The organism is Methylobacterium tardum (genome assembly GCF_023546765.1).
GTDB lineage: Bacteria > Pseudomonadota > Alphaproteobacteria > Rhizobiales > Beijerinckiaceae > Methylobacterium > Methylobacterium tardum.
The window spans coordinates 6,196,833-6,213,981 of the sequence record NZ_CP097484.1 but is presented as its reverse complement, the minus strand read 5'-3'; the positions used below and the strand labels follow the sequence as shown (position 1 = coordinate 6,213,981).

The 17,149-nt window shown below is 70.5% G+C and carries 23 protein-coding genes and 1 pseudogene; 10 read left to right on the top strand and 14 right to left on the bottom strand.

The window, feature by feature from the left end; translation table 11 throughout:
• Positions 1-5: 5 nt before the first annotated feature.
• The 3 genes and pseudogenes from M6G65_RS29725 to M6G65_RS29715 all read left to right on the top strand — a co-directional run bounded on the left by M6G65_RS29725 (position 6) and on the right by M6G65_RS29715 (position 3,591).
• Positions 6-1,534 (top strand): annotated as a pseudogene (locus M6G65_RS29725) (phytoene desaturase family protein).
• Positions 1,535-1,629: 95 nt separating this feature from the next.
• A complete protein-coding gene (locus M6G65_RS29720; protein ID WP_238194952.1) occupies positions 1,630-2,388 on the top strand; it encodes a lysophospholipid acyltransferase family protein in 759 nt (252 codons plus the stop codon).
• A 102-nt stretch (positions 2,389-2,490) separates the two neighbouring features.
• Positions 2,491-3,591: a glycosyltransferase family 2 protein gene (locus tag M6G65_RS29715; protein WP_430929527.1), complete on the top strand. Its 1,101-nt coding sequence runs from the start codon at positions 2,491-2,493 to the stop codon at positions 3,589-3,591.
• A gap of 25 nt (positions 3,592-3,616) precedes the next feature.
• Here the strand turns inward: M6G65_RS29715 and M6G65_RS29710 are convergent, their stop codons facing one another.
• Together M6G65_RS29710 and cutA are read right to left on the bottom strand one after the other, a co-directional pair.
• Positions 3,617-4,123, bottom strand: a complete 507-nt coding sequence (locus tag M6G65_RS29710; protein ID WP_238194820.1) for a cupin domain-containing protein — start codon at positions 4,121-4,123, stop codon at positions 3,617-3,619.
• 215 nt (positions 4,124-4,338) lie between these two features.
• Positions 4,339-4,692, bottom strand: a complete 354-nt coding sequence (cutA, locus tag M6G65_RS29705; protein ID WP_238194819.1) for a divalent-cation tolerance protein CutA — start codon at positions 4,690-4,692, stop codon at positions 4,339-4,341.
• A 143-nt stretch (positions 4,693-4,835) separates the two neighbouring features.
• Between cutA and M6G65_RS29700 the strand changes: the two genes are divergently transcribed.
• Positions 4,836-5,603 carry an NAD kinase gene (locus M6G65_RS29700; protein WP_238194818.1) on the top strand — a complete coding sequence of 256 codons (768 nt, stop codon included), beginning with the start codon at positions 4,836-4,838 and terminating at the stop codon, positions 5,601-5,603.
• 7 nt (positions 5,604-5,610) lie between these two features.
• On the top strand, positions 5,611-6,087 hold the full coding sequence (locus M6G65_RS29695; RefSeq protein ID WP_250104313.1) for a GNAT family N-acetyltransferase: 477 nt from the start codon (positions 5,611-5,613) through the stop codon (positions 6,085-6,087).
• Between the two features lie 106 nt (positions 6,088-6,193).
• Here M6G65_RS29695 and M6G65_RS29690 read toward each other — a convergent pair whose 3' ends face one another.
• The 6 genes from M6G65_RS29690 to M6G65_RS29665 form a co-directional block, all read right to left on the bottom strand.
• Positions 6,194-6,394: a hypothetical protein gene (locus M6G65_RS29690; protein WP_238194817.1), complete on the bottom strand. Its 201-nt coding sequence runs from the start codon at positions 6,392-6,394 to the stop codon at positions 6,194-6,196.
• Between the two features lie 38 nt (positions 6,395-6,432).
• Complete coding sequence (locus M6G65_RS29685; RefSeq protein ID WP_238194816.1) at positions 6,433-6,801, bottom strand: DUF6481 family protein; 369 nt, start codon at positions 6,799-6,801, stop codon at positions 6,433-6,435.
• A 108-nt stretch (positions 6,802-6,909) separates the two neighbouring features.
• Positions 6,910-7,119 carry a cold-shock protein gene (locus tag M6G65_RS29680; protein ID WP_020090869.1) on the bottom strand — a complete coding sequence of 70 codons (210 nt, stop codon included), beginning with the start codon at positions 7,117-7,119 and terminating at the stop codon, positions 6,910-6,912.
• Between the two features lie 358 nt (positions 7,120-7,477).
• Positions 7,478-8,605 (bottom strand): beta-ketoacyl-ACP synthase, encoded by a 1,128-nt coding sequence (locus M6G65_RS29675; RefSeq protein ID WP_238194815.1) that lies wholly within the window; start codon positions 8,603-8,605, stop codon positions 7,478-7,480.
• 7 nt (positions 8,606-8,612) lie between these two features.
• Positions 8,613-9,080 (bottom strand): 3-hydroxyacyl-ACP dehydratase FabZ family protein, encoded by a 468-nt coding sequence (locus M6G65_RS29670; RefSeq protein ID WP_238194814.1) that lies wholly within the window; start codon positions 9,078-9,080, stop codon positions 8,613-8,615.
• A 39-nt stretch (positions 9,081-9,119) separates the two neighbouring features.
• A complete protein-coding gene (locus M6G65_RS29665; RefSeq protein ID WP_010683687.1) occupies positions 9,120-9,428 on the bottom strand; it encodes an acyl carrier protein in 309 nt (102 codons plus the stop codon).
• Positions 9,429-9,726: 298 nt separating this feature from the next.
• Here M6G65_RS29665 and M6G65_RS29660 point away from each other — a divergent pair, with 298 nt between their 5' ends.
• Positions 9,727-10,857, top strand: a complete 1,131-nt coding sequence (locus M6G65_RS29660; protein ID WP_238194813.1) for an AI-2E family transporter — start codon at positions 9,727-9,729, stop codon at positions 10,855-10,857.
• A 115-nt stretch (positions 10,858-10,972) separates the two neighbouring features.
• Here M6G65_RS29660 and M6G65_RS29655 read toward each other — a convergent pair whose 3' ends face one another.
• The gene (locus M6G65_RS29655; protein ID WP_238194812.1) at positions 10,973-11,464 is read right to left on the bottom strand and encodes a thermonuclease family protein; all 492 of its coding nucleotides are present in this window, start codon (positions 11,462-11,464) and stop codon (positions 10,973-10,975) included.
• A gap of 198 nt (positions 11,465-11,662) precedes the next feature.
• Here M6G65_RS29655 and M6G65_RS29650 point away from each other — a divergent pair, with 198 nt between their 5' ends.
• On the top strand, positions 11,663-11,926 hold the full coding sequence (locus M6G65_RS29650) for a hypothetical protein (protein ID WP_238194811.1): 264 nt from the start codon (positions 11,663-11,665) through the stop codon (positions 11,924-11,926).
• A 128-nt stretch (positions 11,927-12,054) separates the two neighbouring features.
• Here the strand turns inward: M6G65_RS29650 and M6G65_RS29645 are convergent, their stop codons facing one another.
• Entirely contained in the window at positions 12,055-12,735 is a 681-nt protein-coding gene (locus M6G65_RS29645) for a L,D-transpeptidase (protein ID WP_192707327.1), read from the bottom strand.
• A gap of 171 nt (positions 12,736-12,906) precedes the next feature.
• On the opposite strand from M6G65_RS29645, the gene M6G65_RS29640 reads away from it, so the two are divergent.
• Positions 12,907-13,350 carry a VOC family protein gene (locus M6G65_RS29640; RefSeq protein ID WP_238194810.1) on the top strand — a complete coding sequence of 148 codons (444 nt, stop codon included), beginning with the start codon at positions 12,907-12,909 and terminating at the stop codon, positions 13,348-13,350.
• Here the strand turns inward: M6G65_RS29640 and M6G65_RS29635 are convergent, their stop codons facing one another.
• Entirely contained in the window at positions 13,351-13,794 is a 444-nt protein-coding gene (locus M6G65_RS29635) for a cyclic nucleotide-binding domain-containing protein (protein WP_192706379.1), read from the bottom strand.
• Positions 13,795-13,927: 133 nt separating this feature from the next.
• Here M6G65_RS29635 and M6G65_RS29630 point away from each other — a divergent pair, with 133 nt between their 5' ends.
• Positions 13,928-14,689 (top strand): SCO family protein, encoded by a 762-nt coding sequence (locus M6G65_RS29630; protein ID WP_238194950.1) that lies wholly within the window; start codon positions 13,928-13,930, stop codon positions 14,687-14,689.
• A gap of 9 nt (positions 14,690-14,698) precedes the next feature.
• Here M6G65_RS29630 and M6G65_RS29625 read toward each other — a convergent pair whose 3' ends face one another.
• A complete protein-coding gene (locus tag M6G65_RS29625) occupies positions 14,699-14,905 on the bottom strand; it encodes a hypothetical protein (protein WP_192706377.1) in 207 nt (68 codons plus the stop codon).
• 242 nt (positions 14,906-15,147) lie between these two features.
• Here M6G65_RS29625 and M6G65_RS29620 point away from each other — a divergent pair, with 242 nt between their 5' ends.
• A complete protein-coding gene (locus tag M6G65_RS29620) occupies positions 15,148-15,336 on the top strand; it encodes a con-10 family general stress protein (protein ID WP_010683678.1) in 189 nt (62 codons plus the stop codon).
• 140 nt (positions 15,337-15,476) lie between these two features.
• Here M6G65_RS29620 and M6G65_RS29615 read toward each other — a convergent pair whose 3' ends face one another.
• Together M6G65_RS29615 and M6G65_RS29610 are read right to left on the bottom strand one after the other, a co-directional pair.
• Positions 15,477-15,839, bottom strand: a complete 363-nt coding sequence (locus M6G65_RS29615; protein ID WP_238194809.1) for a hypothetical protein — start codon at positions 15,837-15,839, stop codon at positions 15,477-15,479.
• 443 nt (positions 15,840-16,282) lie between these two features.
• Positions 16,283-17,086: a response regulator gene (locus tag M6G65_RS29610; protein ID WP_192706375.1), complete on the bottom strand. Its 804-nt coding sequence runs from the start codon at positions 17,084-17,086 to the stop codon at positions 16,283-16,285.
• Positions 17,087-17,149 lie beyond the last annotated feature (63 nt).

Below are 17,149 nucleotides of genomic sequence, written 5' to 3'. Positions count from 1 at the left end.
GCAGGATGAGCCAGGATTCTACGGTCGCCGTCATCGGCAGCGGGCTCGGCGGCCGGCGGCCGCCTGCGTCGCCGCCGCGCGGGGCCACCGCGTGACGGTCTACGACAAGAACGGCTGGCTCGGCGGCAAGGCGGCGGTGCTGCACGAGGGCGGCTTCCGCTTCGACATGGGCCCGACCATCCTGACCGTGCCCCGGGTGCTGGAGCGGATCTTCGCGGAGGCCGGACGCTCGGTCCACGACTACATGGACCTGCGCCGCCTCGACCCGCAATGGCGCTGCTTCTTCGGCGACGGCACCCACATCGACCTGATGCAGGATATCGAGCGGATGGCCGGCGACATGGAGCGCTTCGCCCCCGGCACCGGCGAGGGCTACAAGAAATTCATCTCCATCTCCGAGCACCTGCACGGGGTTTCAGAACGATTCTTCTTCTGGAAGCCGGTGGAGGATCTGTTCGACACGATCAACATCCGCGCCAACATGAATCCCGGCACGCTGCGCGACGTGCTGTCCCTGCGGATGCACGCCTCCGTGGCCTCGGCGATCCGCGGCAAGGTCAAGGATGCGCGCCTCGCGCAGATGCTCGACCACTTCGTGCAGTATGTCGGCTCCTCGCCCTACGGGGCACCGGCGGTGCTCTGCGCGATCGCCCACATGCAGACGGCTGACGGCGTCTGGTACCCGATGGGCGGCACCCGCGCCGTCGCCGAGGGCTTGGCGAAGCTCGCCCAGGAACTCGGCGCCACCTGCAAGACCGACACCGAGGTGACCGGGATCGAGACCGCCAACGGCGCGGTCCGCGGGGTGCGCACCGCCGAGGGCGTCACGCCGTTCGACGCGGTGATCTCCAACATGGATTCGGTGCGCACCTACCGGGAGCTCGTCGGCGGCGAGGCGGCCAAGGCCTACGCCAAGAAAAACCCCGAGCCGGCCTGCTCGGGCGTGGTGCTCTATCTCGGCCTGAACAAGCGCTACGAGCACCTGAACCACCACGACTTCGTCTTCTCCCGCGATCCGGAGGAGGAGTTCGACTACATCTACAACAAGGGCGAGCCGGCCCCGGACCCCACCGCCTATCTGGCGGCCCCCTCCTCCACCGATCCGAGCGTGGCGCCCGAGGGCGGCGAGGCGCTCTACGTCCTGGTGCACACGCCCTATCTCCGGCCGCACCACGACTGGCGCCCGGACGGGCCGCTGTTCCAGAACTACCGCCGGACGATCCTCGACAAGCTCAAGCGCACCGCCGGCATGCCGGATCTCGAGGAGCGGATCGTGGTTGAGCGCCACCTGACGCCGCAGGACATCCACGAGCGCTACAAAGTCCTCAACGGTGCGATCTACGGCCTCGCCTCCCACGGGCGGGTGATGGGGGCGTTCAAGCCCGGCAACCGCTCGCGGCAGGTGCGCGGCCTCTACCTCGCCGGCGGCGCCGCCCATCCGGGGCCCGGGATGCCGATGGTGATGATGTCGGGCTGGATCGCCGCCGACGCGCACGACCAGGATGCGCGCGGCGCCTTGCGCGAAACGGCGTGAGGCCCACGCCGCCGTCCCCTCCCACCGTTCGGGGGAGAGAGCGCGGAACCCGCGGCGTGCCGCTTCCGCGGGTTTCGCTGCCGATCCGGAACTTCATGGTGGCGTGGTTCGAGCGCTACCTGCACCGCCATCTCGACGCCTTGCGCCTGCCGCTCTGGAGCACGCCGCCGGCCGGGGACCATCGCGGCCCGATCGTCGTCTACTGCAACCACCCCGCGTGGTGGGATGCCGCCCTGATCATCGTGCTGGCCGGCCGGCTCTACCCGGAGCGGGCGAGCCGGGCGCCCTTCGACGCCGCGATGCTGGCCCGCTACCGCATCTTCGAGCGGATCGGCGCCTTCGGGGTTGACCTCGGCACACCCCGCGGGGCCGCGCAGTTCCTGGCCGCCGCCCGCGCGATCCTGGCAGGGCCGGACGGCATGATGTGGATCACCGCGCAGGGCCGCTTCGCTGATGCCCGCGCCCGGCCACTGTCGCTGCGCCCTGGAGTGGCACGGCTGGCCGAGTTCGCCCCCGACGCCCTGTTCGTGCCGCTCGCGCTCGAATACGCCTTCTGGGACGAGCGCGGCGCCGAGGCCTTCGCGGCGTTCGGGACCGGGATCCGAGGATCCGACCTCGCCGCCCTGCCCCGGGCGGAGCGGCTCGCCCGGCTGGAGGCCGACCTGACCGCGACCCTCGACCGGCTCAGCGCCGACGTGATCAGCCGCGACCCGGCCCGCTTCCGCGCCCTGGTGTCGGGCCGGAAGGGCGTCGGCGGGATCTACGATCTCTGGCGGCGCGTGGCGGCCCGGCTCAGCGGGCGGCGCTTCGACCCGGCGCACCGGGCCGTGAACGGCAACGATCGCGCGCCATGACCCCTTCCGTCCCGTCGGGCCCGCATGCGATGCCGGGGGATCGCCGCCTCCTACCCCGGCACGGACGATGACCGATTCGATCCTCACGGCCCTGGCCCTGATTTGCCGGCCGCGGCCCTCCTGCCCGCCGTACTGGCGGCGGTGAACCTCGCGGTCCTGCGCCGGCCGGTCCCGGAGGCCGATCCCGGCCCGGTCTCGATCCTGATCCCGGCCCGCAACGAGGCCGGCAACATCGAGGGCACCGTGCGGGCGGCCCTGGCCAGCACGACGGTGCCGGTGGAGGTAATCGTCGGAGACGATCATTCCACGGATGCGACCGCCGCGATCGTGCACGCCATCGGCGATCCGCGCCTGCGCCTCGTCGCCGTGCCGGCACTGCCCGAGGGCTGGACCGGCAAGAACCACGCCTGCAGCCACATGGCCGGTCTCGCCCGCAGCCGCCAGCTCCTGTTCATTGACGCCGATGTGCGCCTCGCGCCCGAGGCTGCGGCGTGCCTCGCCGCGCAGGCCCGCCGGACCGGCGCGGCGCTCGTCAGCGGGGTGCCGCGCCAGCGCACGGAGACGCTCGGCGAGATGCTGACCGTCCCGATGATCGACTTCCTGCTCCTGGGCTACCTGCCGGTGCCGCTGATGCGCCGCCTGCCCGACCCGTCGCTCGGGGCGGCCTGCGGCCAGCTGATCCTGGCCGACCGCGCGGCCTATGTCGCCACCGGCGGGCACAGCGCGATCCGGACCTCCCTGCACGACGGCGTGCGCCTGCCCCGGCTGTTCCGCACGGCGGGATACCGCACCGACCTCGCGGCGGCCGCGAGCCTCGCCACCTGCCGGATGTACCAGGGCTTCGCGCAGGCCTGGGCGGGATTCTCCAAGAACGCTCATGAAGGCATGGCCACGCCCCGCGCCCTGCCGGTCTGGACCCTGCTGCTCGGCTGCGGGCAGGTCCTGCCGCCGCTCCTCGTCCTGCTCGGTCTCCTCGGCCTGATCCCCGCGACCGCCCTGCTGCCGGCCGCTTCGGCCTGGGCCCTGTCCATCGCCACGCGGGCGGCCATCACCCTGGCGACGCGGGCGCCGCTGGCGACGATCCCGCTGCATCCGGCCACCGTCCTGGTGGCGCTGGCGATCCAGTGGAACGTGCTCCTGCGCCGCGAGCGGGCCGGCGCCGCCACCTGGAAGGGCCGCAGCTATCCGGTGAGCGGGGCCTGAGATCCGTTCCGCCGGAACCTGGTCCTCACCGCGATGCCGGCTGACACGGCTCGGTTGAAGGGGGCGCTCCCTCTTGCTTCTTCAGGGAGACGATGAGCTGCACGTTCGGCACATCGCCGACCTGCCGAGTCAGGTGCCCGACATGCTTCTCCGGCCCCTGCGGCGTCGACCCCATATCGGCGTTGAACTGCACCTCGCCCGGCCCCTGCTCCAGCACGGTGCCGTCCGTCGCCTCGACCGACCAGCGCCCCGACAGGGTGACGACCCATTGCGGGCCGGGCGCCGCGTGCCACGCGCCGACATAGCCGACGGGCGGCACCGCGTAGCTGATCGACCTGACGTCACCCGGCGGGACGCCGACGAATTGCGGCGCCGCCGGCGGCGCGTAGCTCTTGAAGACGAAGTCCTTCAGGTCGCAGTACTGGACGTGACTCTGCCCCCTCTCGTCCGCGTAGAGGACGCCGTAGCGAAGGGCCGGCGGATCGGCCGAGGCGAGGCCGGCCGGGCCGGAGGGCGTCGGCGCGATGGTCATCGGGGGCTCACCGGCCGTGCCATCGGCCCGCGCACCCGCACCGCACGCCAGCGAAGCCAGCATAAGCGCGGCCGCGCGACCTGCATCCTTGGCGCGTATCATAGTCCAGCCTCCGAAGCTTCCGGGCATGGTGCCCGGATCGGCGCCGACGCGGTGATCGCCCCGGGCGCCGTCATCGCCCGGAACGCCGGCGTGCCGCGTCTCGGGCTCGTCGATCAGGCGCCCCGATCGGCCGCCGAGACGGCGCCGCCGAGACCGGTCTCCGCCAGGATCCAGGCCGCCGTATCGGCATCCGCGCCGGCAACCGGCAGGTGCAGGATGATCGGTGTGTCGTAAGGGTGACGGGCCTTGAGGGCGACCGACAGGGCATCGGCGAGACCCGTGCGGCTCTTCAGGATGGCCGCGACCTCCTCGCCGTGCTCCACCGCGCCCTTCCAGCTGTAGACCGAGCGCATGCCGGGCAGGACGTTGATGCAGGCGATCAGGCGCTCGCGGACCAGGGCCTCGCCGATGCCGAGCGCCGAGGCGGCGTCGGGAAAGGTGGTGTAGACGAGGAGCGGACGCTCCATGCTATGCCTCCGGATGTGCGTGCGTCCGGAGAGTGAGGCGCCTGCAGGGTATGAACGTCAACCGGGCGGTTCGCTCATGAGACTGGAGCCGTGACGTGACACCCGACGCGACCCCGATCCACCCGACCGGCTGCGCCTGAGCCATGCCGCATTTCAAGAAGATCGCCTTCGTGGCGAGCCCGACCGGCCATGCCCGCGAGGCGGCCGCCGCCCTGATGCGGCGCTACGACCACGTCCCGCCCGAGGAAGCCGACGTCGTCGTCGCCCTCGGCGGCGACGGGCTGATGCTCCAGGTTCTGCACCGGTTCATGGACAATCCGAAGCCGATCTACGGGATGAACCGCGGGACGGTCGGCTTCCTGATGAACGAGTTCCGGGACGACGATCTCCTGGAACACCTGGAGGCGTCACAGCGCAGCGTCATCCATCCGCTGGTGATGGACGTGCTCGACACCGAGGGACGTTCGCACCGGGCGCGGGCGATCAACGAGGTCTACCTGCTGCGCCAGACCCACCAGACGGCCAAGCTCAAGATCGCCGTCGACGGCAATGTGCGCCTGGATCTGCTGATCGCCGACGGCGTGCTGGTCGCCACGGCGGCCGGCTCCACCGCCTACAACCTGTCGGTCGGAGGCCCGATCCTGCCGCTGGACGCGAAGCTGCTGGCGCTCACCCCGATCTCGGCCTTCCGGCCCCGGCGCTGGCGCGGCGCGCTCCTGCCGGACTACGCCCGGATCCGGATCGACGTCCTTGATGCGCCCCACCGGCCGGTGGCGGCAGTGGCGGACCATATCGAGTTCCGTCGGGTCTGCACGGTGGAAACCTCCCTCGACCGGACCACCGAGCTGGTGCTCCTCCACGATCCCGGCCACAGCCTCGACGAGCGCATACTCCGGGAGCAGTTCGGGTGAGCCGGCGATCAGACCGGCGCGCGCGTCCGATCACGCGGCGATCGCCCGCATCATCCTGCCGACCATCCGCGCGGGGGAGACCTACGCGCTCGACCGCGACCTGAGCGAGGCCGACGCCCTCGCCTATTGGACCGGCGCGGACCGCGAGACTTTCGTGGCCGAGGCGGACGGGGCAGTGCTCGGCACCTACTACCTGCGCGCCAACCAGGCGGGCGGGGGCGCCCATGTCGCCAATTGCGGCTTCATGACCGATGCGGCCGCGACGGGACGCGGAGTGGCCCGCGCCATGGGCGCGCACGCCCTCGACCGGGCGCGGGCGCAGGGCTTCGCGGCGATGCAGTTCAACTTCGTGGTGACCACCAACATCCGGGCGGTGCGGCTCTGGGAGAGCCTCGGCTTCGCGATCGTCGGCCGGCTCCCGGGCGCCTTCGCGCATCCGAGCCTCGGGTTTGTCGACGCCCTGGTGATGTTCCGGACGCTCTGAGGGCTGAACCGTCCTGGGAAGCTCCCGCGGCAGGTGTTCAGCCCCGGCCTCTTCCTGAGTTCTGGCTACAGAATTCCAGCTCAGAGGGAGCCGGGACGCGCCCCGATCAGCCGAGGGGTGCCTCCACCAGATCACTCTCGCGGATCGCCCGCTCGCCGGTCTGAGTGCGGATCCGGTAGCTGGGCTCACCCGTCTGGTCCTCCGGCATCAGCCGCAGGACCTCGAACACCTCGCCGTCGCCCTTGTCGCCAGGAAGACCGAGCCGGGGCCGGCACACGCGCTGGCCGATCTTGAACTTGTGGGACATGCCGGACTCCGGGAGCGAGGTATCGATGGGGCGACGCCTCAGCGGCGCTTCTGGGCCTTGGCCTTGCGGGCGAGATAGCGCGCGTCGCGCTGGGCCTTCTGCTCGGCCTGCAGAGCCTTGGCACGCTCCTGGGCGGCGAGCTGCTCGGCGTGCTTGCGCTCGATCTCGGCGAGGCGTTCGGCCTCGGCGAGCGCCGCGGCGCGCGCGATCTCGGCCTGCCGGAGGGCGGCGCGCTCGGCCGCACGGGCCTCACGGGCATCGATCACCGCGCGGCGGGCGGACTGACGGGCCAGGACCGCGGGATCGTCGGCGGACGGGCGTGCCCGGAACCGGGCCAGCATCTCGGACCGCGCCTTCGCGGCCGTCTCGAGGCGATCGACGACACCCTGCTTGTTCGGAAAGCTCACAGACACTCCTGGGTCGGGCGTGGCGGAGGCCGACGCCCCGAAAGGGGATTGCAGATACAAAGAAGCCGCTCCTGGAGGAGCGGCTTCCAAAGACCGTTCGAACGGCGATCAGGCCGTCTGGAGCTGGCCGGCGGACTGCTTGCCGCTGCGGCGGTCGGTCTCGAGCTCGTAGGTGACCTTCTGGCCCTCGTTCAGGCCACGCAGGCCGGCGCGCTCGACGGCCGAAATGTGGACGAACACGTCCTTGCCGCCGTCATCCGGCTGGATGAAGCCGTAGCCCTTGGTCTCGTTGAACCACTTGACGGTTCCGGTGCTCATGGAAGTCCTTGATCTTCGCAGGAATAGTGAGAGATGGCACACACCCGTGGGGCATGGCGCCGGCATCGACCGATAGCGATAGGAAAGTCAGAACCGCCCTGCGAAGGCGTAACGGTCCAAGATATCCGGACACGTGCCGATGAGTGAGAGGTAGACCCTTCGGGGCTTCTTGGCAAGCGCGAGGAACTATTTACCGCGGCCAGCGGCCCGGCGGCCGGGAATTTCTTGCCGGAACAACGCGATCATCCGCTCCGGAAGCGCCATCTGACAGCAGGAGAGCGGAATGTACGGTCGCGGAAACACTTGAAATCTGTGGTTTCCGTCGTGCCATTTGGCACGCGGCGGATCCGGAATCCGCTCAGGCCGGGACGAGACGCAGCACGCCCTCGCCGCGACGATGGCCGATCGCCGTCACGGCGACCTCCCGCGCGCCGCGGTCGGCGACGAGCGCGGCCCCGAGGGCCGCGCCGAACGGGGCCGCCACTTCGAGCCCGTGCCCGATCACGTCGCCGAGGGCGCGCAGGCGCGCCTCGGGTGCGAGCCGCCCGAGGGTGTCGCGCTCCTCGGCGGTGATCGGGGCAAGTCCGGTCGCTCCGGACAGGACGTGGTCGGGCGCCGCGATCCCGGCCTGCCGCCAGAGGGTCTCCAGGCTCGCCGCGACGCCGCCGGGCCCGCGCCGGGTCCGGTCACTGGCCACCGCCTCGAGCCGGGCAAGCGCGCGGGCGCCGCGGGCAGCCGCATGGTCCGCCGATTCCAGCATCAGGAACGCCGCACAGCTTCCGAGGATGAAGCCGCCGGTCTCGCCACGCTGGAAGACCGGGCTGAAGCTGCCGCGCGCGAGGTAGCCGCCCATCTCGTGGATCACCAGCACGTCCGGCCGCTCGGCACTGTACGAGCCGCCGACCAGGATCGCGTCGATCTGGCCCGAGGCGACCCGAGCCTGGGCGATCCGCAGGGCATCCACCCCGGCGGATTCCTCGCCCATGAAGGTACGCGAGGCGCCCGTGACCCCGTGGACGATGGCGATGTTGCCGGCCAGCAGGTTCGACAACTGGGCCAGGAACAGCGTCGGGCGCAGGTCGTTCTGGAGCCGCTCGTTCAGGTAGGCGCCCGGATCGGTAGCCTCCCGCAGGCCCGTCAGGATCGCGCCATCGACCGCGTAGTCGCGCTCGCCGCCACCGGCCGCCACGACGAGGTGGAGCGCCTGCTTGAGGGCGGCCTCGTCCTTGACGCCGGCGGCGTCGAGGGCCAGCCCCGCGGCGTAGACGCCGAGCCGCTGCCACGCCTCCATCTGGCGCTGGTCGCTGCGCTTGGGGATCTGCCCGTCCCAGGCAATCGCGGGCGCGGGATGCACCGGATAGGGCGCGAAGGTCTCGGTGTCGGTGCGGGGGGCCGCCTGCGCGTCGAGGGCCGCGAGATGGGACTCGACGCCCTCGCCCGCACAGGAGACGAGGCCGAGCCCGGTGACGACGACGGGGCGGTTCATGGCGGGCTCACGACTGCGCGGGATCCGGGAACAGACCGATCGCCTGCGCCCGCGCGCGCATCGGCGCGTCGAGCCCGTCCGGGAAGGGCATGGTGCGGAAGCGCAGCTCCGCATCGCAGAGCGCCTTGCCGGCATGGCTGATCGCCGCCTTGGTCACCGCGTAGCCCGAGCCGTCATGCTCGAGATTGGCCGTGACGACGAGTTCCGCCCCCGGACCGACGAAGGAACGGAACCGCGCCTTGTCGACGCCGGTGAGGAACGGCATCCGGGCGAAGTCCAGATGGGCCAGCACGAGATAGCCGGAGGCCTGCGCCATCGTCTCCGTCAGGAGGACGCCGGGCACCAGCGGATGGCCGGGGAAATGCCCCTCGAAGACGGGGCTCTCGAGCGGCACCCGCGCGAGCGCCTCGATCCGCCCGGCGGCCCGGTCGAGGAGCCGCACGGAATCGATCATCTCGAAATATTCGAGGCGCATGGCAGGACCGACGTGGCGGGACGAATCAGAGTGCGGGCGTCAGACCTTGGCGGCCTTCTCGGCCACCAGACCGTCGATGCGCGCGCACAGGTTCTTGAGGACGAAGTACTCTTCGGCCGGAACCTTGCCCTCGTTGACCTCCTGGGTCCAGCGCTCCAGCGGCAGCTTGATGCCGAAGGCCTTGTCCACCGCGAAGGCGATGTCGAGGAAGGCGAGGCTGTCGATGCCGAGATCGTCGATGGCGTGACTCTCGGGCGTGATCTTGTCGCGCGGGATGTCGGCGGTCTCGGCTATGATGTCGGCCACGCGCTCGAAGGTGGCGCTGCCGTGGGCGGGCTCGTCGGACATGTCTTCTCGCGGGCTGTTCGAATTCCGGATCGGTCGGGCGGGGAGCCCCCTCGCCGCCGGGCAGCCCGGCGCTCACGCCCCGCGCGGCCACCCTACACGTCAGTCGGGCCTCGTACGCGGCCCCGTCGGATGGCGGCGACCTCTACACGAGGGTGTCAGGAGCGGCAACCGCGACGGTTCCCCCGGCGTTTCAGCGCGTATCCACAAGCGCGCGTCGCTGCGGGTGAGGACGCGCGGACGCTCTGGCCGCGCCGGCCCCGGCTGACGCGCGACCGCGCGTTTCCAGGAGTTCAGACGGATGCCACCGATCACCAAACCCGCCGCCCCGCCGGCGCGGATCGAGGCGACGCCCCCGGCGCCCCCGCTGGCGCCGCACGAGCGGGCGCGCTCGCAGGGTGCGGCCCGCGTCCTCCTGGTCCTGGCGCTCTCCGCGCTCGGCCTGTGGATCCTGCACGGCTTCCTGCCGGCGCTGGCCTGGGCGCTCGTGCTCGCCATTGCCCTGTGGCCGCTCTACACCCGCCTGGAGCACCGCTTCCCGCCGGGCAAGCACAACATCCTGCTGCCCTCCCTGATGACGGCTGCCGTGGCGCTGATCTTCCTGGTGCCGCTGGCGATTCTCGGCGTGCAGGCGGCCCGCGAGGCCCACGACGTCGCCGACTTCGTGCGCAACGCGGAGGCGAACGGCGTCCCCGCACCCGAATTCCTGCAGCATCTGCCCTACGGCGCCGCGCAGGCGACCGCGTGGTGGAACGACAATCTCGGCCATGCGCAGGCAGGCTCGGACCTGCTGCACCGCTTCGACAATCACTCGGTGATCGGCGCGTCGCGGAACTTCGGGCGCGAGGTGGTGCACCGGATCGTGCTGTTCGGCTTCAGCCTCGTGGCCCTGTTCTTCCTGTTCCGCGACTGGCGCACCGTGCGGGACCAGTCGCTGACCGCCTGCCACCGCCTGTTCGGCCCGCGCGGCGAGCGCGTCGCCCGCCAGATGGTGGCCTCGGTGCACGGCACCGTCGACGGGCTGGTCCTCGTCGGCCTCGGCGAGGGCTTTTTGCTCGGGATCGTCTACTACTTCGCGGGCGTGCCGCACCCGGTTCTGCTCGGCGCCTTCACGGCGGTGGCGGCGATGATCCCGTTCGGTGCCGCCCTCGCCATTGCGATCGCGGCACTCCTGCTGGTGGCGGCCGGCTCGGCGAAGGCGGCGATCGTGGTCGCCGTCGCGGGCCTCGTCGTCACCTTCGTGGCCGACCACTTCGTGCGGCCCGCCCTGATCGGCGGCACCACCAAGCTGCCGTTCCTGTGGGTGCTGCTCGGCATCCTGGGCGGCGTCGAGACCTTCGGCCTGCTCGGACTGTTCGTCGGTCCCGCCGTGATGGCCGCCCTCGTCCTGCTGTGGCGGGAATTCACCGAGGGGCATGACGAGACGGCCTGAGGTCCGGTCTCATCTGGAGCCGGACCGGATCGTGCCGCCATCCGGAACGGCCCCGGGTTTCCGCATTCACCCGCCCCGTCCTGCCGAAGGGCGGGACGCCGCGGCGGCGGTGTCCCTAATCGGCCGCGCTCGCCTCGACGCGCCGCCGGTCCTGACGCCAGTCGGCCGGCTTCTCGAAGGTGCCGGCCCAGATGCCGCGGCGGGTGGCCCAGGCCTGGCCTTCCTGCCGGACATAGGACGCCGTGACGTGTCGGCTGGCCAGGGCGTGGCCCTGCGCCGCCATCCAGGCGGACAGGTCCTCGCCGTGGACGTGGCAGACGCCGGCGACACGGCCCGCGCCGCCCCCCTCGCGCCGCTCGCAGGTGACCACGCCGCCGGCGATCCGCGCGCGCAGGGCCTGCTCGGCCTCACGGCCGCAGCGATACTCCAGACCGGACGCCGTCTCGCAGCTCTGCGCCGTCTCGGGCGCGTCGATGCCGTAGAGGTGGATGCGGGTGCCCTGAACCTCGATCGTGTCGCCGTCGATCACCGTCGCGGGGCCGCTGATCGTGCCGGCCGCCGCGGCGGAGCCGCAGAGGAGGAGCAGGGCTAGCATCGGTCTGATCATCGGGAGACTGTCCACGCGGAGGGCGGTCGAACTGGCAAAAGGCTGGTGAAGCCGGAATGCTGCGCCGCCAATGTGGCGATTTTGCCGGGCGGCCCCGGCGCAGGGTTCGCCTGGAGGCGAAGGTTGCCGCTCTGGGGTTGCGAAAGTGTTCCACCCGGCACCGCGGGAACGGCGGCCCGGCAGCAACCGTTGTGAAGCATGGCGTTTCTCAAGACCCTGCTGGGCACGGTCGCCCTGTGCGCGGCGCTCCTGATCTGGGCCGATTACGCGATCGGACCGGAGCGATCGGGCTCGGAGCCGGCCTCGGGCCTCACGGCCGCGGCGGTGCTGGCCAGTGACGGCATGACGCCGGACGGTTCGCCGGGTGATGACCGCCTCGACCGCGCGGCCCTCGACAGGCTCGCCCGCGCGGCCTCGGCTGAGCCCCTGGCGGCAGGCGCGGCCGAGAGGCCCGCCAGCTGACGGGCGGGTCCCGACCGCCGTGCAGCGCGGCCATTCCGTCATTTCGAGCCGGCGCGGTGGCGTTCAGGACCCGGACCGGCCACCGCCCCGGATCCTGGGACGACCAGCGCGTCCAGAGCGTGGCCGCGTCAGGCCCGGTACTTGCCGCTGCGCTTCACGAGCACGCGGGTCCCGACCGGCACGCGCTCGTAGAGATCGGCGATGTCCTCGTTGAGCATCCGCACGCAGCCCGACGACATCTGCTCGCCGATGCTCCACGGCTCGTTGGTGCCGTGAATCCGGAACAGGATGTCCCGGTTACCCTGGTACAGGTAGAGGGCGCGGGCGCCGAGGGGATTGTCGAGGCCGCCCTTACGGGTCCGCGGCAGGTCCGGATTGAGCGAGACCATGGTGGCTGTCGGGCTCCAATCCGGCCAGACGCCCTTCCGGCCGACCCGGGCCTCGCCCTTCCAGGAGAAGCCCGCTTTGCCGACGCCGACGCCGTACTGCATCGCGGTCCCGTCGGCCTGAACCAGCATCAGCTGGCGCTTGTCGATGTCGACCAGGATGGTGCCGGGCTGCTCGGGGCCGTTGTAGCTCACCTGCTGCCGACGGTACTTCGGATCGAGCCGCCCGGTATCGACCAGGGGAATGTCGAAAGGTTTGTCGGGCTTTGCGCCGATATACCACGCCGCGTCGTCGTCTTGCGCGAGCTGGGCCGGGCGGGTCTGGCAGGCTGCGAGGGGCGCGATCGCCACGAGAGCGAGTACGAGGCGCGAGAGCAGGATCCGGCGGATCCGGGTCCAGGCCAAGGGGCGCGTCACGGTCATCAGTTCTGTCATGCAGGCTAAGGTCCTCAGGCCCTGCCTACCGCCTCCCCGCCAGTGACGATGTAGCTTTTCCGCCGCAGCAGGCCATGTGCGGCCCGCTCCCGCGGCCACGGTTGCGCCCTAATTCATAATGGAGGCGGGGCTTCGTCGAGCGCCGCGCGGAGGCGATCGATGCCTGAGACCGAGACGATTCCCGAGCCGGCAGAGGTCCCGCCCGCCCTGGCGCTCAGCCCTGCGATCCACCTCGATCATTGCGTGATCCACGTCAGCGATTGGGCGCGGTCCAACGCCTTCTATCGCGACGTGGTGGGCGCCGAGGTGATCGAGCGGGGGAACGGCTACGCCTACCGGTTCGGTGGCGTGCAGCTCAATTGCCACGGTCCCGGCGTGAAGGCGGATCCCCTGGCGCTACGCCCCGTCGAGCCCGGCAACAGCGATCTCTGCTTCCGATGGTCGGGCCCGATTGCGGATGCGATCGCCCATCTCGAAGCCGCCGGCGTGCCGGTGGAACTCGGGCCCGTGGAGCGGCACGGCGCCGCGGGCGCCGGGCTCAGCGTCTATTTCCGGGATCCGGACGGCTCGCTTCTCGAGTTCATCACCTACCCGACAGGCTGATCAGCCCCGGCTCTCGGCCAGTGCCTGGTTGGTTTGCTCCAGCCGCAACGCCAGCACACGCATCAGTGCGATGCTGATCTGTGGAAACTGTGCCAGGAGTTCGAGGAACACGCCGCGGTCGATGCGGAGCGCGGTCACGGCGGATTCGGCCGTCACGGTGGCCGACCTGGGCTGCTCGGCCAGGATGCCCATCTCACCGACCAGGGCATCCTGGCCGAGCAGCGCCAGCCGCACCGGCCCGGCGGGACCATCGATGCTGACTTCCGCGGTCCCCTTGAGGATCACGTAGGCCGCATCGGCCACATCGCCGCGGGCGAAGAAGCGCTGCCCGGGCTCGAAATGCACCCGCTCGCTGGTGAAGGCCAGCAGCTTCAGGCGCGCCGGTTCAACTTCACGGAACAGCGGCACCTGCTTGAGAGAGGAAACCTCGGTGTCGAGGGTCATACGTGGGCTCCACGACGGGTCTCGGGGCGGGAACGGACGAGCCTGCGCATCCATGCGGTTCATCAGGCACTTGTCCAGCCCTGCACCCGACGCAGCCCGTCACCGCCAGCGTCGCGGGGTCTGCGCGATCCTCGTGTTGGCGGTCCTGTTTGTGGGCGGTCCGGCCTGGGCCCGGCTGAGCCAGAGTGAACTCGCCCGCGTTGCCGCGGCGCCGGTACCCGGAGCGCAGGCACCGCTGGATCTCCGGGTCACGGACGCCCTGACCGGTCAGGCGACGACGCTGGGACAGGTCTTGGCGGGACATCCCGCCCTGCTGCTGCCGGTCGACTACACCTGCGGCAATGTCTGCGACCCGATGGTGTCGATGTCGGCCGACGCGTTGGCGGCGACGGGTCTCGCACCCGGTGACTCCACGCTGGTGCTCGTCGGCATCGATCCGCGCGACGATGCCGCGGCCGCACGCCGCATGCTCGCGGACACCTTAGGCGAACGCGCCGCGTCGGTTCGACCGAGGGCGTTGATCGTCTCGGACGAAGCACTCGCCCGCCTGACCGGGGCGCTCGGCTACAACGCGGTGTACGATCCCGGCACCGACAGCTTCGCCCATCCGGCCGCCGCCCTGCTGCTTACCGGCGACGGGCGGGTCGCCCGGGTGCTCTCACCCCTGGCGCTGACCGGGCGGGACCTCCGCTTCGCCCTCACGGAGGCCGGGGAAGGTCGCGTCGGGGATTTGGCCGACCGCCTCGCCCTGCTCTGCTACGGCTACGACGCGGCCCGCGGCGTCTACACGCCCCTCGTTCGGCGCATCCTGACGGTGGCGGGCCTCGTCACGATTCTGGCGATCGGCGTCCTCATCCTCGGACTGACCCGCCTCGCGCGGACGCGGGCGGGCTGAGGGCCCGAATCAGCGCCGTGTCGAAAGGCCCTGCTCACCGGCCGCCGGGGCCTCGCGCTTCAGGCTGGCATTCAGATGGGGCGAGTCGACCGGCTCCTCGCGGGTCGTCGGCGTCGCCGAGTCTTCCGGGGCCGGCATCGGCGGCAGCGGCGGCGTATTCGGCCTCACATCGGGGCCACCACCGGCGGCATCCTTGACCATGTTGCGGTTCGTCATACGCGATAACCTTCCTGCATCCCGCACGGTCGAACGCTCCGTTCCGGCCTCTGAGCCAGTTCGGCAAGCGTCCCTCAGGGCAGATGCGGTCGTCTACCCAGGTCGATCGACAACCAACGCGGCAGATAAGACCCCGGTTGCCGTCAAGCTTAGCTATTCGAAGCTTGGCTAGGTCTCGACATAGGAACCTTGGTTATTGCTGAAGGTTGTTGCGGGGTGAAGCGAAGCCTGAGGAGGAACTGATGGCATCCGGAAATTCGACCTCGAAGCGAGGCTTTGCCTCGATGGACCTGGAGCGGCAGCGCGAGATCGCTAGCAAGGGCGGCCGCAGCGTCCCCGCCGAGAAGCGCTCATTCTCTCAGGATCGCGAACTCGCCTCGTCCGCCGGGCGTAAGGGTGGCCAATCCACGGGTACCGGCCGCGCCGAGTGAGGCAGACCACTAACCGTGTCGCGTAGCGGCGCCGTGTCCTCGAGACCGGCGCCGTTTTTCTTTGTGATGGCTTCCGCACAGCAAAAGGCCCCGCCTCCTCGGCGGGGCCTTTTGCTGTGCGGTCCGGCTTTGAATTCGGATCAGGAGATGCAGCGGCCCGGCGTCATACGGCGCGCCTCCGGGCCGACCAGAGAGCTGAGGGCGGTCTCGCAGCCCTCGCGGACCATACGACGCACCGGCGGCTTGAGCACCGGCTGAATGCCCATGTCCTGCGCCTCGCCGGCGACGGGGGACCGGCTTTCGAGCTTCTGAACCCCAGCCACGCGGGTCGGGCTGATCGCCAGCGAGACCGGCCGCATGCCCGGCAGGGGCATCTGCACGGTCTGGGCCGTCAGCGTCGGGGGCGTCCAGTGGTCGGCCGTGTCGCGCACCACCGGCTGGACCAGCACGGTGAGGAGAGCGGCAGGAGCACTCACGCCCAGGAGGAAACCAGACCGCAGCATTGCCCCGACCTCATTGCGAGAGCTTGACAGGATGTTTCGATAACGCGCCCTGCAATCGCAGGTTCCTAGACTGTCTCGCGTCTATGAGGCTTTAAGTATTCGATGGCAGCTCGGCCGTTGGTGCGGCGGCGCACCCGCGCCATCCACACCCATCCCCTGTTGCATCGAAACCACGCCCGCCGAAAAAGCGCATTTTCTGGAACCTGCCTGCCCGGCGGCCGTTACCTGAGCACCCGGCCACCTGGTCCTCCCCGCATTCCCCTTGTGCATCGGCCGGAACCTCACCGACGGGCTGGAGCCTTCTCCGGCCCGTTTTTTTGCGTCCTGTCTCCGACCGCATGGCAACAAAAAACCCCGGCTTGCGCCGGGGTTCTTCGAGTCGATGAGAGTGCCGCCGACGCGTCAGGGTTTCGGCCGCGACACCATGTTAGGGCAACCTTGGCTCAGGCCGTCTTGGCTTCCCGCCGGCGCGCCGTCTGCTGGAAGAACAGCGCCTGGCTGATCACCGCGGAGACGTTGGCGGGCTGGAACGGCTTGGCGATGAGGAAGGCCGGCTCGGGACGCTCGCCCGTCAGGAAGCGCTCCGGATAGGCGGTGATGAAGATCACCGGCACCTCGAAGGACTTCAGCAGGTCGTTGACCGCATCGAGGCCGGACGAGCCGTCTGCGAGCTGGATGTCGGCCAGGATCAGACCCGGGCGCTTGCCCTCGCCGGCGATCTTGACCGCCTCGGTGCGGGTCCGGGCCACGCCGATCACGTTGTGTCCGAGGCCTTCGACCAGCGCCTCGAGATCCATGGCGATCAGCGGCTCGTCCTCGATGATGAGGATCTCGGTCGCCATGTCGGCGGCGAGTTCGCGGCCGGCCTCGTCGACGAGATCGCGCACCTCGGAGACGTCGACGCCCAGGATGATGGCGGCGTCCTCCTCGGAGAAGCCCTCAAGGCAGGAGAGCAGGAAGGCCTGACGCGGCAGCGGCGTGATCTGGCCGAGGCGCACCTCGGCGGGCAGGTCGTGCTGGACCTGCTCGCTGCGGCCGTTCACCGACAGCGAATTCCAGATCCGCGTGAAGACCCGGAACAGATCCGCCTTGATGTTGGTGCTCCGGCCGAGCGTGTCTGGCTCGTTGACGAGGGTCTCCAGGGTGGCGGCCACGTAGGCGTCGCCCGCCACTTGGCTACCCGTGAGCGCACGCGCGTAGCGGCGCAGGTACGGCAGGTGCTGTACCACGAGTTGCGATGTCGACATTCGATCCCCTGTGCCTCGCCGTGTTGCCCGGCCGCGATCGCCTCGATCCGTTGACCGAGAGCC

Bases quoted from the DNA above. Each gene is read 5' to 3' on its own strand.
- M6G65_RS29720 (WP_238194952.1), top strand. From the start codon at position 1,630: ATGGTGGCGTGGTTCGAGCGCTACCTGCACCGCCATCTCGACGCCTTG.
- M6G65_RS29710 (WP_238194820.1), bottom strand. From the start codon at position 4,123: ATGACCATCGCGCCGACGCCCTCCGGCCCGGCCGGCCTCGCCTCGGCC.
- cutA (WP_238194819.1), bottom strand. From the start codon at position 4,692: ATGGAGCGTCCGCTCCTCGTCTACACCACCTTTCCCGACGCCGCCTCG.
- M6G65_RS29700 (WP_238194818.1), top strand. From the start codon at position 4,836: ATGCCGCATTTCAAGAAGATCGCCTTCGTGGCGAGCCCGACCGGCCAT.
- M6G65_RS29690 (WP_238194817.1), bottom strand. From the start codon at position 6,394: ATGTCCCACAAGTTCAAGATCGGCCAGCGCGTGTGCCGGCCCCGGCTC.
- M6G65_RS29680 (WP_020090869.1), bottom strand. From the start codon at position 7,119: ATGAGCACCGGAACCGTCAAGTGGTTCAACGAGACCAAGGGCTACGGC.
- M6G65_RS29675 (WP_238194815.1), bottom strand. From the start codon at position 8,605: ATGAACCGCCCCGTCGTCGTCACCGGGCTCGGCCTCGTCTCCTGTGCG.
- M6G65_RS29670 (WP_238194814.1), bottom strand. From the start codon at position 9,080: ATGCGCCTCGAATATTTCGAGATGATCGATTCCGTGCGGCTCCTCGAC.
- M6G65_RS29665 (WP_010683687.1), bottom strand. From the start codon at position 9,428: ATGTCCGACGAGCCCGCCCACGGCAGCGCCACCTTCGAGCGCGTGGCC.
- M6G65_RS29660 (WP_238194813.1), top strand. From the start codon at position 9,727: ATGCCACCGATCACCAAACCCGCCGCCCCGCCGGCGCGGATCGAGGCG.
- M6G65_RS29655 (WP_238194812.1), bottom strand. From the start codon at position 11,464: ATGATCAGACCGATGCTAGCCCTGCTCCTCCTCTGCGGCTCCGCCGCG.
- M6G65_RS29650 (WP_238194811.1), top strand. From the start codon at position 11,663: ATGGCGTTTCTCAAGACCCTGCTGGGCACGGTCGCCCTGTGCGCGGCG.
- M6G65_RS29645 (WP_192707327.1), bottom strand. From the start codon at position 12,735: ATGACCGTGACGCGCCCCTTGGCCTGGACCCGGATCCGCCGGATCCTG.
- M6G65_RS29640 (WP_238194810.1), top strand. From the start codon at position 12,907: ATGCCTGAGACCGAGACGATTCCCGAGCCGGCAGAGGTCCCGCCCGCC.
- M6G65_RS29635 (WP_192706379.1), bottom strand. From the start codon at position 13,794: ATGACCCTCGACACCGAGGTTTCCTCTCTCAAGCAGGTGCCGCTGTTC.
- M6G65_RS29625 (WP_192706377.1), bottom strand. From the start codon at position 14,905: ATGACGAACCGCAACATGGTCAAGGATGCCGCCGGTGGTGGCCCCGAT.
- M6G65_RS29620 (WP_010683678.1), top strand. From the start codon at position 15,148: ATGGCATCCGGAAATTCGACCTCGAAGCGAGGCTTTGCCTCGATGGAC.
- M6G65_RS29615 (WP_238194809.1), bottom strand. From the start codon at position 15,839: ATGCTGCGGTCTGGTTTCCTCCTGGGCGTGAGTGCTCCTGCCGCTCTC.
- M6G65_RS29610 (WP_192706375.1), bottom strand. From the start codon at position 17,086: ATGTCGACATCGCAACTCGTGGTACAGCACCTGCCGTACCTGCGCCGC.